Source organism: Fodinibius sp. (assembly GCF_041642155.1).
Taxonomy (GTDB): domain Bacteria; phylum Bacteroidota; class Rhodothermia; order Balneolales; family Balneolaceae; genus Fodinibius.
In genome coordinates, this window is sequence record NZ_JBEPWZ010000057.1 from 1 (window position 1) to 14,338 (window position 14,338).

At 48.6% G+C, this 14,338-nt stretch carries 14 protein-coding genes; 10 read left to right on the forward strand and 4 right to left on the reverse strand.

The window, feature by feature from the left end; genetic code table 11:
- Nucleotides 1-27: 27 nt before the first annotated feature.
- The gene (locus ACESLU_RS05570) at nt 28-585 is read right to left on the reverse strand and encodes a bifunctional nuclease domain-containing protein (protein ID WP_372636295.1); all 558 of its coding nucleotides are present in this window, start codon (nt 583-585) and stop codon (nt 28-30) included.
- Between the two features lie 171 nt (nt 586-756).
- Between ACESLU_RS05570 and ACESLU_RS05575 the strand changes: the two genes are divergently transcribed.
- The 10 genes from ACESLU_RS05575 (at nt 757) to nuoH (ending at nt 9,109) form a co-directional block, all read left to right on the forward strand.
- Nucleotides 757-1,134, forward strand: coding sequence for an Mth938-like domain-containing protein (locus tag ACESLU_RS05575; protein ID WP_372636298.1), 378 nt, complete (start codon nt 757-759; stop codon nt 1,132-1,134).
- Between the two features lie 191 nt (nt 1,135-1,325).
- Nucleotides 1,326-1,703, forward strand: a complete 378-nt coding sequence (locus ACESLU_RS05580) for an NADH-quinone oxidoreductase subunit A (protein WP_372636301.1) — start codon at nt 1,326-1,328, stop codon at nt 1,701-1,703.
- A gap of 21 nt (nt 1,704-1,724) precedes the next feature.
- The gene (locus ACESLU_RS05585) at nt 1,725-2,207 is read left to right on the forward strand and encodes an NADH-quinone oxidoreductase subunit B (protein WP_372636304.1); all 483 of its coding nucleotides are present in this window, start codon (nt 1,725-1,727) and stop codon (nt 2,205-2,207) included.
- A 1-nt stretch (nt 2,208) separates the two neighbouring features.
- Nucleotides 2,209-2,721, forward strand: coding sequence for an NADH-quinone oxidoreductase subunit C (locus tag ACESLU_RS05590; RefSeq protein WP_372636308.1), 513 nt, complete (start codon nt 2,209-2,211; stop codon nt 2,719-2,721).
- 12 nt (nt 2,722-2,733) lie between these two features.
- A complete protein-coding gene (gene nuoD, locus ACESLU_RS05595; RefSeq protein WP_372636311.1) occupies nt 2,734-4,026 on the forward strand; it encodes an NADH dehydrogenase (quinone) subunit D in 1,293 nt (430 codons plus the stop codon).
- A 4-nt stretch (nt 4,027-4,030) separates the two neighbouring features.
- The gene (gene nuoE, locus ACESLU_RS05600) at nt 4,031-4,588 is read left to right on the forward strand and encodes an NADH-quinone oxidoreductase subunit NuoE (protein WP_372636314.1); all 558 of its coding nucleotides are present in this window, start codon (nt 4,031-4,033) and stop codon (nt 4,586-4,588) included.
- Nucleotides 4,588-5,877, forward strand: a complete 1,290-nt coding sequence (nuoF, locus tag ACESLU_RS05605; RefSeq protein ID WP_372636317.1) for an NADH-quinone oxidoreductase subunit NuoF — start codon at nt 4,588-4,590, stop codon at nt 5,875-5,877. The genes nuoE and nuoF overlap by 1 nt, the downstream gene beginning before the upstream one ends.
- 61 nt (nt 5,878-5,938) lie before the next feature.
- On the forward strand, nt 5,939-6,292 hold the full coding sequence (locus ACESLU_RS05610; protein ID WP_372636320.1) for a four helix bundle protein: 354 nt from the start codon (nt 5,939-5,941) through the stop codon (nt 6,290-6,292).
- A 50-nt stretch (nt 6,293-6,342) separates the two neighbouring features.
- Complete coding sequence (locus ACESLU_RS05615; RefSeq protein ID WP_372636323.1) at nt 6,343-8,079, forward strand: (2Fe-2S)-binding protein; 1,737 nt, start codon at nt 6,343-6,345, stop codon at nt 8,077-8,079.
- Between the two features lie 19 nt (nt 8,080-8,098).
- The gene (nuoH, locus tag ACESLU_RS05620; protein ID WP_372636326.1) at nt 8,099-9,109 is read left to right on the forward strand and encodes an NADH-quinone oxidoreductase subunit NuoH; all 1,011 of its coding nucleotides are present in this window, start codon (nt 8,099-8,101) and stop codon (nt 9,107-9,109) included.
- 177 nt (nt 9,110-9,286) lie between these two features.
- On the opposite strand, the gene ACESLU_RS05625 is transcribed toward nuoH, so the two are convergent.
- The 3 genes from ACESLU_RS05625 to ACESLU_RS05635 all read right to left on the reverse strand — a co-directional run bounded on the left by ACESLU_RS05625 (nt 9,287) and on the right by ACESLU_RS05635 (nt 14,313).
- Nucleotides 9,287-10,369 (reverse strand): NAD-dependent epimerase, encoded by a 1,083-nt coding sequence (locus ACESLU_RS05625; RefSeq protein WP_372636329.1) that lies wholly within the window; start codon nt 10,367-10,369, stop codon nt 9,287-9,289.
- 361 nt (nt 10,370-10,730) lie between these two features.
- On the reverse strand, nt 10,731-11,534 hold the full coding sequence (locus ACESLU_RS05630) for a sugar phosphate nucleotidyltransferase (protein WP_372636332.1): 804 nt from the start codon (nt 11,532-11,534) through the stop codon (nt 10,731-10,733).
- Nucleotides 11,527-14,313, reverse strand: a complete 2,787-nt coding sequence (locus ACESLU_RS05635; RefSeq protein ID WP_372636335.1) for an amino acid adenylation domain-containing protein — start codon at nt 14,311-14,313, stop codon at nt 11,527-11,529. Before ACESLU_RS05635 ends, ACESLU_RS05630 begins: the two co-directional genes overlap by 8 nt.
- Nucleotides 14,314-14,338: the final 25 nt, after the last annotated feature.

The window sequence follows — 14,338 nt, forward strand, 5'->3', positions numbered from 1 at the left end:
AGGACCGATTAGTTCTGTGCAATGGCTTCAACTTTTAAGCTTCTGGATTTCATCCCGCAGGCGTGCAGCTTTTTCGTAGTTTTCGGTATCGATAGCCGTCTGCAACTCACTTTCGAGTTTTTCGAGCTTGCTCATCTCCTCCGTTTGCTTCTGTTGTTTCGGCGCAGCACTCAAATCATCCTCATGCTCCGGATCCGAAACAATGCCGGCCTCCTCCAGAATCTCGCTATCCACATAAATAGAGGCATCGAAACGTACCGCAAGCGCTATCGCATCACTGGGACGTGCATCCTGTTCGCGCTCCTCCCCGTTGTCGTCATAAATAATTTTTGCAAAAAATGTCCCCTCGCTTAAATCATTGATGAACACCTGATGCACTTCCGCACCAAATGCCTGGACCATGTTCTTCAACAAATCGTGTGTCATGGGTCGTGGCGGTTTGATATGCTCGAGCTCAAGAGCGATAGCCTGTGCTTCAAACGTACCAATAATTATAGGCAGCCGGCGGTTTCCGTGCACTTCGTTTAGAATCAAAGCATAGGCTCCTCCACTGCTGGGGCTGGTAGAAAGCCCTAATATGTCCATCTTGATTTTATCCAAGGTTATAAGAGTTACTTTTAGAGTTCTTGATTAAAGGATACAAATTTACTGATTTTTTGGGTACCCGTAAACTATATACTGTTTATTCTTAAACGTATTTTAACTGTTTTTTGTTTAGATGATCTCCCGTTTAATTGAAAAACCGCTTTCATTATAATGAAGAAGAATAAAAACATATCTCCCAGAATTAATTCCATTCAATGGGGAAAAATCTCTGTCGGCGGCGGACAACATTATAAAGACGCCAAGCTCTACCCCGGCGGGTCGCGCGAGTGGGACTGGAACGAAACCGGCACGCATCACAGCCCGGGTATTCAACCCGCCGATGTCCGGGAACTGCTGGAACAGGGAGCCGAAGTAGTCGTTCTCTCAAAAGGATTCAACGAACGGCTAAAAACAAGCCAACAGGCTGAAACGTATTTAACCCAACACGACGTTCCGTACCATATCCTGCAGACCCAGGCGGCCGTAGCTAAATACAACCAGCTGCGGGAAACAAAACCGGCGGGGGCCCTGATCCATTCCACCTGTTGACGGCTGCAGGCTGAACCGGATATCTCAACGGTGATCGTCCACTGTTTAAAATGGTTTTAAATAGTAAAAACCCTTCAGCGGGCTGTATGTTTTGAGCGTAATATATCCTATATTCACTCCCTTAATTTCCATTGACATTATGAACGTTGGCCCCTAATTTCCGACTGACTTAAATAAATTGAAATTGACTGATGCTCTCTAATTATTTACCCATTGTAATCTTAGGCGTAATTGCCATTGTACTGGCTCTGCTGCTGATGACGCTCTCAAAAGTTCTTGGTCCCTCCCGGCCCAACAAGACCAAGCTTCAGCCCTATGAAAGCGGGATGGACCCCGTTGGAGAAGCGCGCGACCGGTATTCGATCAGCTTTTACCTGGTAGCCATGGAGTTTATCGTTTTTGACCTTGAAGTGGTGTTCGTCTTTCCCTGGGCCGTACGGTATCTTGACTATGGGGTGGGCACGCTGGTCGCTATGACCATTTTTATTATCACGCTGTTTATCGGATTAATTTACACCGTTAAAGTGGGTACGCTTAACTGGGACATGAAAAAAGGAATGTTTAATTAATTTAACTTAGCCTGTTTATTTATGGGTATTGAAAGTGCACTCGGTGACGGTTATTTCACCACACAAATCGATTCTTTAACAAACTGGGCGCGCTCGAATGCCGCATGGCCCATGCCTATGGGACTGGCCTGTTGTGCTATTGAAATGATGGCTTTTGCGGGACCTAAATACGATGCAGCCCGGTTTGGCTCCGAGGTGATGCGTTTTTCTCCCCGCCAAAGCGATGTCATGATCGTCGCCGGCTGGGTGAATTATAAAATGGCACACGCCATTCGCCGCATCTGGGATCAAATGCCTGACCCCAAGTGGTGTATTGCCATGGGGGCATGCGCCTCAACCGGCGGCATGCACCGTTGTTACGGCGTGGTGCAGGGTTGCGACAATTTCCTGCCGGTGGACGCCTACGTATCCGGCTGTCCTCCCCGTCCCGATGCCCTCTTGCACGCCCTGATGAAAATTCAGGATAAAATCCGTACTGAACACTCTGTAATGCTCGATACTTAATATGGATCTGGAATTATCTGAAACACAACAAGCAGTTGTCGACGGACTATCCGGGGATTTTACGGATGCGTTCATCGAGGTCTATCAATCATCCGGCGATACATTTATACGCGTCGAATCAGAGGCTATCGTTGACATTTGCCGGTACCTGAAAGATGAACACCATTTTATATACCTGTCGGATGTCTTTGGCATCGACCGCTTTACCTCCCGGGAACGCTTCGAGGTGGTATACAATATCATCTCGCTTCGCGCCCGCGAACATCTCTTTATTAAAGTGCGGCTTCCGGAAGAAAATCCGGTCGTGGAGTCCATTACAGGTGTCTGGAAGTCTGCAAACTGGATGGAACGGGAAGTCTATGACATGTTTGGCGTCGAGTTTACGAATCATCCCGATTTCCGCCGTATTTTTATGCCGGAAGATTTCGACTACTTTCCGCTGCGCAAAGAATTTCCACTGTTGGGCATCCCGGGTTCTATCGACTTGCCAAGCACCACACCCGACCCTGAATAGTTAGTTATATTTATGGATACAAAACATATTTCTGATCAGTTAGATTCAAAGTTCTTTAAGGAACATCAGGAAAAGCTGTACCAGGCTCTTGAAGACAAGCATACCACCGTTGAGATGATGGATCAGGACGATCCGCTGCATACCAAGATGGTCCTGAATATGGGGCCTCAGCACCCCGCCACACACGGGGTCCTGCGACTGATCCTGCAGCTTGACGGCGAACTTATTGAAAAAGTTAAGGTTGATGTAGGTTACCTGCACCGGGGCGTTGAGAAAATTGCCGAGAACAAAACCTACCAGGAGTTCATGCCCTATACCGATCGCATGGACTATCTCTCCCCCTACGCCAATAACGTGGCACTTTGTACAGCCGTTGAAAAAATAGCGAATGTGGAAGTACCCGAGCGTGCCCATTATATCCGGATGATTGGTTGCGAGCTCTCGCGCATCTCTTCACACCTGATCTGGCTCGGTACCATGATCATGGATGCCGGGGCTGTTTCCTACTTTATCTGGGCGTTCCGGGAACGCGAGAAGGTGCTCGATATTTATGACCAGCTGACCGGCCACCGGTTTACGGTCTCGCATGCTCGCATTGGTGGTGTGGCCAACGATATTACCGATACGGCCATGGCCATGATCAAGGATTTTGCCGACAAATTTCCACAGGAGCTTAAGGATTGGCATAAGACGCTCGACCGCAACCGAATTTTCTTTGACCGGAACAGGGGGGTCGGCGTCCTGGAAACAGAGGACGCGCTGGAAAGCGGGGCCACCGGTCCCACACTCAGAGGATCGGGGTATGCCTACGATGTGCGTACTTTTGAACCCTACGCCCGGTATGACGAAGTGGAATTCGAGGTCCCCACGCGGCTGGAAGGCGACAACCTGGCCCGCTATTATGTACGGATGGAAGAGATGCACGAAAGTATCCGCATTATCCGGCAATGCCTCGACAAGCTACCCAAGGGACCGGTGCGAACGGATAATGCCAAGCAGGCCTACCCTTCCAAAGACGAGGTCTATTATTCCATGGAGGGTATGATTCACGACTTCATGATGACCGACACGGGCATTTGCCCCCCTGAAGGTGCGGAGGCCTACCACGCCGTGGAGGCAGCCAAGGGCGAGCTGGGATACTACATCCAAAGTGACGGTTCCGGGCACCCGTGGCGCCTGAAAATCAATTCGCCTTCTTTTAAGAATATTCAGATTTTAGAACAAATTCTAGACGGTGAGATGGTTGCGGATACCGTCGTAATCATTGGAGGAGTCGACCCCGTAATGGGAGAATGTGACAAATAATGTTATGGCAGAACAAGAATTAGCTTTTACGCAGGACGAATTAGACGAAATTGAACGGATCAAGGCCCAGTTTCCGACCAATAAGGCGGCAACGCTGCGCGTGCTGTGGGTTGCCCAGGAGAAATACGGCCACGTAAAGCCGGAGGTACAGAACCTCGTGGCGGATACCCTCGATCTGCCCCGGGCCCATGTGCACGGGGTGGCTAGTTTCTACACGCAGTATTACAAGGAAGAAACGGGCAAATATGTGCTTGACGTCTGTACCTGTCTGAGCTGCCAGGTTTGCGGCGGCTATGACATATTACATCACCTCGAAGATGAGCTCGGCATCAAGGCGGGGGAAACGACGGAAGACGGTATGTTTACCATCCAGGAAGTTGAATGCCTGGGCGCCTGTGGGTATGCCCCGATGCTGCAGGTTACGAATGGCGTGTACGCCAATAACCTGACCAAAGAGAAGGTCGATAACCTCATCGAAAACCTGCGCGAAGGCAAGATGCCGGAATTTGAGTCCATGGTCATGCGTCAAAATGAAAAACGTAAGAAAGAACTGTCACAATAATGGTTGAAGACTGGAAATCATACGAACCGCTTATCATCCCGGACATTCCGAATCTCCATAAGATTGATGTTTATGAGGAACATGACGGATACGGTGCCTTCCGCGAGATCCTGGACAATCCTGAACAATGGTCGCGCACGAATGTAACGAATGAGGTAAAAGCGGCGAATATCCGGGGCCGTGGCGGGGCCGGTTTTAATGCGGGACTCAAATGGAGTTTTATGCCTGAACCGGATGAGCGCCCCCGTTATCTTGCCTGCAACGGCGACGAGTCGGAGCCCGGCACATTCAAGGATCGCAATATTTTTGAATTCAACCCCCATCTCTTCATTGAGGGCGCGCTGATTGCCGCCTATGCCATGTCGGTCGAAGTGATTTATGTCTATATCCGGGGCGAATATATCGACTGGGTCCGCATATTCGAGGAAGCGGTGGAGGAAGCTTATGAAAAAGGGTATTTGGGAGAGGATATTTTAGGCAAGGGCATCGACATTGAGATGCATACGACCTATGGAGCAGGCGCTTATATCTGCGGGGAAGAAACAGGGATGCTCGAATCACTGGAAGGCAAGCGAGGATACCCGCGCATTAAGCCCCCCTTCCCCGCCCAGAAAGGGCTTTGGGGAAATCCAACGACCATCAATAATATCGAAACCCTGGCCAACGTCCCGCTGGTCATTACCAACGGCGCCGACTGGTACCAGTCCATCGGCGCAGAAGATCATAACGGCCCCGTGCTTTATGGTATTTCCGGGCATGTGAACAAGCCCGGCGTTTATGAATACCCGGCCGGCATGCCGGTAGAGGATCTTATCTACGACGTGGCCGGCGGCATACGCGGCGGCAAGGAATTAAAAGCATTGATACCGGGCGGGACCTCCACCCCCGTCTTGCGGGCCGATCAGCTTGAAGGCGTGAGTATGGATTCGAACTCCCTGCGCGATGCCGGTTCCATGATGGGAACGGCCGGAATGGTGGTTCTGGACGAAGACACCGATATGGTAGATCTGCTGTGGCGGATTACGCACTTTTTCCATCACGAATCATGCGGCCAATGCACCCCCTGCCGCGAAGGCACGGGCTGGCTTGAAAAGGTGTTGCTGAAAATCAAGAACGGGGAAGGAGAAATCAAGGATCTCGACCTGCTTCTGGATATGACTACGCAGATGGAGGGACGTACTATCTGTGCCCTTGCGGACGCAGCGGCCTGGCCGGTGCGTCATACGATCAACCGCTTTAGAGATGAATTTGAAGCCCGATGCAAAAAATCAGTTCACGCTGTTGCATGACTGGATTTTAAATTTATGATAGATGATCTGCGATTATAATATTTTGAACTATTTGTTGTGAATGAATAAAGATGATTTAATAAAGCGTACCAAAAAATTTGCCCATAGATGTGTTAAACTGGCGGTAAGTTTACCTAAAACATATTTAGGTAATCATATTAAAGGACAACTAATTCGATGTAGTACTTCGGTTGCCGCCAATTACCGGGCAGCCTGTCTTGGTCTTAGCAAGGCAGCTTTCATCTCAAAATTAAGCATTGTGATTGAAGAAGCTGATGAAGCAGAATTTTGGCTTGAATTTATAATCGATGAAAAACTTAAACCCAAATATTCAGTTCAACCATTGAAAATTGAAGCACACGAATTAGCCTCAATTTTTATTGCTTCAAGAAAAACAATACAAATGAAGGATTAGTAAGCTGTTATATCATAATTCAGCAATCATAAATCCAACATAATCAAAAGATGCCTGAAGTATTTATAGATAACGAACGCTACGAATTTGAAGGAGACTACATGGCTCTCCAGTTTATCCTTGACCTGGGGAAAGAGGTGCCTTTTTTCTGCTATCATCCCTCCATGTCTATCCCCGCCAACTGCCGGCAGTGCATGGTAAAGGCGGGGCAGTATATTAAAGACAAGGAAACAGGTGAATACGAGCTGGATGAGGATGGAGAACGAAAGATACGATGGTTTCCGAAGATGCAGACCTCCTGCGCCCTCAAGCTATCCGACGGCATGGTCATTCAAACGCAGGAAACCTCAGAGGAGGCCGAACGCGCGCAGAAGGATACCCTGGAGTTTCTCCTGATCAACCATCCGCTCGATTGTCCCATTTGCGACCAGGCCGGTGAGTGTCCCCTCCAGATTCAAACCTACAAATACGGTCCCGAAGGCAGCCGTTTCGAAGTCAAGAAAGTGCATAAACCCAAGCGCGTGCAGCTGGGTCCGCGCGTGACCCTCGATGCCGAGCGGTGCATCAACTGTACCCGCTGCGTTCGCTTTGCCGAAGAAATCAGTGAAACAAACCAGCTGACTATTGTATCGCGGGGAGACAAAAACTATCCCATGACCGCACCCAGTGAAACATTCGATGACCCCTACTCGCTGAACACCGTGGATATCTGTCCCGTCGGGGCTCTGACCTCCACCGACTTCAGATTTAAAGCCCGCGTCTGGGAAATGAATCAGACGCCCAGCATCGATATCACCAATGGAAAGGGATGCAATATCGACCTTTGGACCCGGGACAACGAAGTGCTTCGTATTACGCCACGGCACAATCCCGAAGTAAACGACTACTGGATGCCGGACGAAGGACGCGAGGCATTTGAACAGTTTAACAAAAACCGTATTTCCCGTCCCTCTATCACATTAGATGGAAACCATCAGTCGAATACTTCCTGGAATAATGCCATTGAAACCTTTGCCGAGGTTCTGGAGGCTCATGACCCCGGCCAATTGACTGTTGTCGGCACGCCCCATGCTTCGGTGGAAGAAAATTATGCTTTCAATAAATTCTTTAACCTGCTGGGCGCTTCCAACGCCCGATTTACGCCTCACATCATTCCCGGCTACGGCGACGATTTCCTGATCACCGACGATCAGGCGCCGAATACGAACGGTTGCCGGCTCATTAATTTGGAGGAGACCGACGACGCAGGTATTAAATCTGCGGTTGCAGGCGCAGAAGTCGTCATTTTGCTCTCCGACGATCTGGTGGGAAGAGGCGTACTTTCGGCCGGTGACCTGGCGGACAGGTATACTATTTCACTGGCGACCAATCAGACCGATACCGCCGAAGCATCCGACCTGGTTATTCCCATCACCTGTGTGGCCGAGCATGCGGCAAGTTATGTGAATATAGACGGACGCATCCAGCGATCATTCCCCGCGAAAGAGACAAAATACACCAACCGACGGCTCAATTTGGAGATGTCGGAGGGACGCCTGGACCGCTATGGCACCAATTTTGACAACTGGGTGAACGAGGAGCATAAAATTGACTGCCTGCCGGTTTGGGAATTCCTGAATCACCTGGCAGAGCGCATAGGCCTGGAGTTTCAATTTGACCACTCTCGTGACATCTTTGATGAGATTAGCAACCGGATTGATTCTTTGAAAGAAGTCAGCTACGAGCGAATGGATGAAGAACTGGGCGTTCAGCTCCCCATCGAACAACAAGAAATATCAAAAGCGTAAACAGGATTAACATTATTACATGGAGCCCGTAACTACTACCTCTTATATTGTCTTGGGAATCGCGCTATTTATGCTGCTGAATTCGGCAGCCATAGCCGTTTATGCTGAACGTCGTGTTTCAGCATTTATCCAAAACCGACTGGGACCCAACCGCGTGGGTCCGTACGGACTTTTCCAGCCGTTTGCAGATGTCCTCAAGCTGCTGCTAAAGGAGGATGTAACCCCCGAACGGGGATTCAAAACCATCCACACCATTGCCCCGGTCATTCCCGTAGTCACGGCCCTGATGACTGTTGCCGTCATCCCTTTTGGGGACGGACTGTATGTCACCGATATTAATGCGGGCGTGCTTTACCTGCTGGCTGTTAACTCGTTGGGAGTCTACGGCGTCACCCTGGGGGGCTGGGCTTCCAACAGTAAATACTCGCTGCTCGGCGGACTCCGGGCGGCAGCTCAAATGATCAGCTACGAACTGCCCCTGGGAATGGCTGTGGCCTCCTGTATCTTATTTGTCGGATCACTGAGCGTGATTGACGTCGTCAATTCCCAGGAATACTGGTGGAACATCATCCGGAATCCGATCGGGGCGGTCATCTTTATCGTGGCTTCTTTTGCGGAAGCCAACCGAACCCCCTTCGACCTCGTGGAAGCGGAACAGGAGCTGGTAGGAGGGTTTCACACCGAATACAGCTCGATGAAGTTCGGCATGTTTTTCCTGGCTGAATACATGCACGTGGTTATTGGCAGCATGCTTATTACCACCTTCTTCTTTGGAGGTTATCACCTGCCCTTTGCCGGCTACTGGCTCCCTGAAATGGGATCTACGGCCAAAGCAATTCTGGACGTATCCGTATTTACGTTAAAAACCGTGTTTTGGGCATTCACCTATATCTGGGTTCGATGGACCATCCCACGGTTTAAATACAACCAGGTTATGAAGCTGGGTTGGAAGCGAATGCTGCCAATCAGCATCCTTAATTTTATCGGTCTTGCTATTATTATCTATGCCTGGAACCATTATTTGGGTTAACGAGAGGCTGGTTGTAGCGGACGCAGAAAAAGAAAGCCTTCTTATGCAGGTTTGGGGCATCCAAACTAACCATAATCAAACACAAGAAGTGTAATACAGGTGATTAAGGGTACGTAGTTATGTAACTACACTGACGGAAGCAGAAGACTTAAAGGATATAATGCAGGAGAGATCAAATCAGGAATGCAATACGGGATCCTGCTCCTTACTCGTGACGTAATAGCTTTTATACCATTCAATAAAATTCCGTATCCCCTCTTCAATCCCCACCTGCGGTCTGAAATCCGTATAATTATAAAAATCCTCGACGTCGGCCCATGTTTTGGGGACATCCCCCGGCTGCATGGGCAGCATCTTTTTCTGTGCCCGGATTCCCAACTGCTTTTCAATTTCACCGATAAAATCCATGAGCTTGACCGGATTGCTGTTGCCGATATTAAACACGCGATAGGGAGCAAAGCTGCTTGCCGGGTCCGGATCATCGCCCGACCAATCGGAATTGGGAGAAGGCGGCCTGGGAATCAACCGTGTGATGCCCTCTACAATATCATCCACATAGGTAAAATCACGTTCCATTTTCCCATGATTAAATACATCGATGGGCTCATTCTTGAGCATCGCTTCCGCGAATAAAAACAGTGCCATATCCGGACGGCCCCAGGGGCCGTAGACCGTAAAGAAACGCAAGCCCGTTGTCGGGATCTCAAAAAGATTTGAATACGTATGCGCCATTAACTCGTTGGACTTCTTGCTGGCGGCATACAGGCTCATTGGGTGGTCAACATTGTCCCGGGTCGAAAATGGCATATTGGTGTTGGCCCCGTATACGGAACTTGAAGAGGCATAGATCAGATGCTTAAGTGAATGATGCCTTGCCCCCTCCAACAGGTTTAGAAAACCGGTAATATTGCTCTCTATATACCGGTATGGATCTTTTAAGCTGTAGCGAACACCCGCCTGAGCCGCCAGGTTTATCACGACATCGAATTGCTCTTCGCTAAATAAATCATCAACAACCGATTTGTGCTCCAGGTCCGCCTTAATGAAGGTGAACTGATCACTTGTATGACTCTCTGTAATGTTATCTTCAGCAATTTCATCCTTTAGAATTCCTAATTCAGCCAGGCGATCATATTTTAGATCGGTTGAGTAATAGTCGTTAATGTTGTCCAGTCCCACAACCTGGTAATTCTGCTTGATCAGACGCCGTGCAAGATGAAAACCGATAAAACCTGCTGCTCCCGTTACTAATATTTTCATATGGATGTTATGATACTGTTTTTAATTCCGGCTCAAATAATAACTTTATTTGCCATTATGTATGAAGGCTACTTCTCAATTCAATGGACAAGACCTATTTGCATATTATACGAGCAGTTGACCCTGATCCTATTTGCTTTTTCAGGCCTTCTTGTGAATAATGTAAGCATGCGACAACGGCTGTTATACCCGCGTCGTTATAACTTATTTCAAATAACGTGCCAAGAATAATTGACCCGGATGAATAGCTACACAGGACCCATTCAGGCCTTTTCTTTGTGAAAACACGCCTGATTTTCTGCTTTCTTCAAATCCACCCGAAATGTAAATTGAGTAATTCTTACTCCCCCGGTGAGTAAGGTTACACGATCTCATTAAACCTTCGTATCCAGTCGACATTACCTGCTTTTTGTAGCTCCGAAGGGGTTCCTATATCTAGATATGCTCCCTCTTCAAATGTCACACAGGCGGTCTTCATTCCCCATTGGATGGCATCCCTGAAGACATCTCCCATGTACAATTCCCCTTTATTTTCGCTCGTTTTATTATCTGAAGATCCGTCACTATTGTTCTGGATAATATAGTCATGCAAAAAAACGGTAAAAGCCGGCGTCCACGCTGCAATAATCCAGGTATACCTTAAGCTGGTCGTTTCCGGTTTGATAACAATATCTTCAATCTCCCCCTGGGCGTTAAAATCAATCATATCCATTTTCCCGGGATCCCTGGCAAGGAATACCCCCAAAACCAGGTCGGCCCCCGTGTCCCCCTGCCTTTCAAGCAGTGAAACACAGGCACTTGAGGGCTGAATGAGAATATCGGGAAAACCAAACAGCACCTTGTCCTGTTTTATAAAGGGGTAAGCCTTATCAATAGTCTGTGGGACCCCTTCGGTGGCCTCCGTTACCACATAGGCTAAATCCAACCCGGCATTCGCATCGCCGCTGAAATAGGCCGGAATATCCCATTTCCCCTCCCTGAGAATCATATAGGTCCTCTCAACCGATGCTTTTCTCAGGTTTTCCATCAAATAGGACGCCGCCACCCTGCGACTTTCATCCGGTTGTGCTATCGGGTATATCTCCTTGCTGCATGGCAGAGGGGAAATTCGCCTGGCATATCCTGCGGCCGGTATGAGACCAGCGACCTTCCCGGAACTACTCATCTTCAGCAAACATTTTCTCCCTGATAATTTGGTGGGAGCGGTTCTTTTCCAGCACGTCGTTATGCGCTCCGCCTATTACATAGCCATCAAACCGGCCTGTGCACAGCTCCCTGAAACCAAAAAATATATCGTTCCACCATCCCCGGAGTCCCATTTTGCGACCATGCATTACTTCTGATTTTAAATAGAGAATATCTCCCTCATAAACGGTTTTTTCATGCTTCTTAATCGCAACAAGCTGTGATGCGGTGCTATAGCGATGCCGGTCCTTCAAAGGAATTTTTATCGATAGCCGTTTCAGGATAGCGATCCTCCACCTTTGCATTTTATCTTCGGCCCTGAGCCATAGCCCTCCTATTTTATGATAAAAAGGCAAATATTTAGCTAATATGGGATATCGCCTGACAGAATAGTTCTCCTGTTGACCGCTTTTCTTCTGGGGTTTATGCTCCTCTTGAGAGGCCCTTTCACTCTCCAGTATCTTCGCATTCAGGCTGTCACAGACCCGCTGAAAAACTTCCCTGTCTCCTTCTGAAGCCTCAGGCTCCCTGGTATGATAGTAATCGGAGTACAAATTGGGCGCGTCGGATACTAAGATCGGGTCCAGGACTTCAGCTCCTTCGGCTTTAAGCAAATTAGCGATTTCGATGGCAATAATGCCCCCGATACAGTGTCCCCCCAGCCGGTAGGGTCCTTGTGGCCAGGCTTCCCGGAGCTCTTTCTTATAGAATTTTGCCATTTCAACGATATCCTCCTCTCCCTTATACCCATCCCAGCCCGACCACTGAAAGGCATAAACCGGTTGGTCCGGGGGAAGACCTTTGGCCAGATCCTTAAACATTATGACATTCCCGGCCCCTCCGTGGACCATAAAAAGCGGAGGTTTTTCCAGGGTTCCACGCTGAATCAGCTGGAGCGATCTGAACCTGTTAATGGCTGAATCTTTATTATCCCCGTCAATAATTCTGGACAGTTCTGCTATCGTCGGTGCTTGTGTTAAAACCGAAAGCGGCAGATACATATCAAACTGCTCCTCAATTTTTATAAAAAGAGTAAAGGCGTTAAGGGAATCCCCTCCGAGATCAAAGAAATTTGCAGTGCGGGAGATGTTTTCAAATCCCAGTAATTTACTCCATATCTCAGCGAGCCGGGCCTCGGTTTCTGTCCGATAATCAGATTCACCCTTTTCCTCGGACCCTGACCCTGCCGTCTGGCTTGCTGGCCTGGGCAGTGCTTTAAAATTAACTTTCCCGCTCGGGGTATAGGGGATAGCGTCCAACTCCAAAACGAAAGCGGGAACCATATATCCCGGCAGCGCCTCACTCAAATAGGCTTTAAATTCTCCTTCACTGACTTCCCCGTCCCTTTTGCAAACATAGTATGTCACCAGTTGGGTATTATTCCCATGATTAACGCTGTGGGTAATACAGTGTGCAATCCCCGGGTGTGTTGCACCTACGGTATTAATTTCACCCGGTTCAACCCGGTACCCGCGGATCTTGATCTGATGGTCCGCCCGGCCTAAAAATTCGATCTCCCCTTCCTTATTATATTTCCCCAGGTCCCCGGTTTTATACAATATTTCATGATCCCGTATATTCGAGGGACTCCTGACAAAGGATTTTTTCGTCAGCTCCTCCCTTCCGAGATAACCGTGAGCAAGATTTTCCCCGGCAAGATATAATTCACCCGTCTCTCCCTCCTCAACAATTTCCATGTGCTCATTCAAGATATAGATGCTGTTGTTCTTTATGGCCGTGCCTATAGGGGGAAGGTCCGACCAGGTCGAAGGATCTTCATTCAGCAAATAGGCCGAAATAACATGAGTTTCAGAGGGACCATACTGATTCTCAAGCACTGATTCGGGAAGGTTCGAAAAGAATTTTCTCAAATCATCATCCACCCTCAGCTGCTCACCCGCGGTAATGACTTCTGTTAGAGAACCGGGCAGCCTGTCGGTATATATGGCCGCCTCCACCAGGCTTCGCAATGCCACAAACGGGATGAAAAGGCGCTCGATTTCAAAATAGTTCAGGGCCTTTAATAACGTGCGCGGATCGCGCCGCTTCTCGTCTTCTATTAAGAAAAGCGTCCCCCCCGAGGCCAGCGTTGTGGCAATTTCCTGAAATGACACGTCGAAACTAATACTTGAGTATTGAATAACCCGGGCCTCTCTTTTAAAATAACCCTGTTCCAGCTGCCATTCTATCAGGTTGGCCAATGCCCGGTGAGGCATTGCAATACCCTTGGGCCGGCCGGTTGAGCCCGAGGTAAAGATCACGTAGGCTATATCCTCACCATCTATATCAATCGCAGGCGGAGAAGCAGAAAAGCGGCTTAGTTCTTTCTCTATCTCCTCCCAGAAAACCACCTGGCCGGTATTCGTTTCAAACCGGTCGGCATATTTTTCATGAGCCAATAACAGGCTTAGACGGGCGTCCTCTCTCATGATTTCCAGCCGGTCAACCGGATAACCCGGATCCAACGGCACATAAGCGGCACCCGATTTAAGTATCCCCAGGATACTTGCAATCATCTCCGTGGATCGTTCAAGGCATATGCCAACTCGATCTCCTTTCTCAATGCCCTGTTGAGCAAGATAGTTAGCTATTCTGTCAGATTGGTGATTTAACTCATCATAACTAAGGCTCTCCTCCTTAAAATGCAGTGCAGTGGATGTCTTGTAATGATCAAACCCCTGATTGAGCCACTCTGTTACGGTATTCGTCGCCGAATGAGAACCGGCTTCAGAATTCTTATGATGTATTAGCCTCTCCATTTATTCTCCCCATGTTTAATTTTTT